The following is a 1771-nucleotide window of genomic DNA, read 5'->3' on the forward strand; positions in this document are numbered from 1 at the left end:
TCACATCAAAGACAGTGACACCCGATCTCAGAGCAAGCCTTGACCAGCACCAACACCCCAAGAGGCCACTGTCTCTCACACCACTGTCCCTAAACCGAGAGATCGCACCCATCGGCCCGTCCCCAGGGCCCACGGGGAGGAGATCGCGGTCGAGGGCGAGGCGGAGCCGGTCGTCGTGAAGCTGGGTGTGTGGGTCTCCAACACCAAGAGCCGGCGGGACAAGCTCACCGCCGACCAGCTCGCCGCCCTCGCGAAGCTGGGCGTGGACTGGGCGTGACACCGGCTGCGGCTGGTCGTTGAACAGGACGGTCGAGCGAAGTGCACAGAGAGGCCCCGGGCGTCATCGCCCGGGGCCTCGTGCTGTCGGCGGCCGGCGGCTCCGCCCGGACATGGCGCGGGCCTGCAACGCGAGGTGCAACACCGATTCCACGAACCTCTATCCGAGGCATCACCGCAGGTCAGAGCGCGATGCGCGGCGGTGTTGCACTGAACGTGTCGCCCTGGCCGCTTTCGACGCTGGTGCGCGGCCTGCTCGGGCAGTTGGCCGACTGGCACCAGTCGATCGGCGAGCTGGGCCGCGCGCTCACCACGGCAACTGAAGGCCGACCGCTACCCAGCTGGTCCCTCGGCGGTGAGCTGGAGCTCCCAGCTACCCGTAACGGGCGCTTCAGGGGCGCGGCCATCCCAGAAGGCTGCGCGGTCAGCGACGCCGGCCGCCGCCGATGCGGCGGTCATCGGCCAGTGCGGTAAGCGGGCCGAACTCGCAGGCAAGCTCGTTCCACGTCAGAACCTCGCCACAGCGGGCCGGGAACTCCTTCGGGTTGAACTCGGGCATGGTCCAGGTGCCAGTGCCCCGGTCCCGCAGCCACAGGTCCCCGTCACCGTCGACCACAGTCGGCGGGACCGAAAGGGGCTCGGCCTGATCGGTGGGCTCCCAGGTGACCCGGCCCGGGTGGGAAACGCGGCGCAGCTCGGTGGTGGCCAGCCGCGCGGCCAAGTCACGGGTGGACTCTTCGGCGTCCTTGACCGACGCGAGTCGGAATGCGTCGTCAAGCACGGGCAGGGCTGGATTCTTGCTGCGCTTTGAACTCATACGCTGACTACCTCCGGTGGGGGGCGCCACATCCGTTATGGCACCCCGTAGAGCAACACGGTATCCGAGGCGGGAGCCGGGCCAGGCCTCCTCCGCTGGAACGGCCAGCAAGCCCGCCGACGCCCAGGAAGATGCTCTGCGCCAGGTCAGCGACTTGTTGGGTGAGGCGAGGAAGGCACTCGACACGCTGACGAAATAGCTGGAAGCAACCGTCCAGCCCACGGTTCAGCCCCCGCTCGGTACAACCCTCTCCGGGGCGAGCGCGGCCTCCAGGCGGTCCAGCCGTTCGTAGTGCTGTGACCGGGTTGGTTCGCCGGGTTGGTGGTCGGGGCGGTTGGATGTGCGGTGACGTCCGATCCGACCCGTGGAGGTGCGGTGGCCGAGCCTGTCCGTGTGCGCAGACTGACCGACCAGGAAGGGCAGAAGCTGCAGCGGATCGTGCGTCGGGGTAGCACCAGTTCGGTGCGCTACCGGCGGGCGATGATGCTGCTGGCCTCGGCCGGCGGGAACCGCGTCCCGGTAATCGCCCATCTGGTGCAGGCGGACGAGGACACTGTCCGCGATGTGATCTGAACCGTTCCGGGTTTGGTGGGGACTCGATCATTTGAGAGGATCGAGTCATGGCACGTCCTTCCCAGTACCCGCTTGAGCTGCGCCGTCGTGCGGTGCGGATGGTCG

General features: G+C 68.2%; 1 protein-coding gene and 2 pseudogenes. 2 read left to right on the forward strand and 1 reads right to left on the reverse strand.

From position 1 onward, the window contains the following. Positions 1 to 97: 97 nt before the first annotated feature. Positions 98 to 277 (forward strand): annotated as a pseudogene (locus tag ACEPPI_RS40425) (hypothetical protein); the annotation flags it as partial. A gap of 423 nt (positions 278 to 700) precedes the next feature. Here the strand turns inward: ACEPPI_RS40425 and ACEPPI_RS40430 are convergent. Next, entirely contained in the window at positions 701 to 1093 is a 393-nt protein-coding gene (locus tag ACEPPI_RS40430) for a hypothetical protein (protein WP_373920227.1), read from the reverse strand. Between the two features lie 375 nt (positions 1094 to 1468). Between ACEPPI_RS40430 and ACEPPI_RS40435 the strand changes: the two are divergent. Further along, positions 1469 to 1663: pseudogene (locus ACEPPI_RS40435) on the forward strand (IS630 family transposase); the annotation flags it as partial. Positions 1664 to 1771: the final 108 nt, after the last annotated feature.

Origin of the sequence: Streptomyces sp. AB3(2024) (assembly GCF_041862025.1) — a bacterium.
Lineage (GTDB): Bacteria > Actinomycetota > Actinomycetes > Streptomycetales > Streptomycetaceae > Streptomyces.

Bases quoted from the DNA above. Each gene is read 5' to 3' on its own strand.
- ACEPPI_RS40430 (WP_373920227.1), bottom strand. From the start codon at position 1,093: ATGAGTTCAAAGCGCAGCAAGAATCCAGCCCTGCCCGTGCTTGACGAC.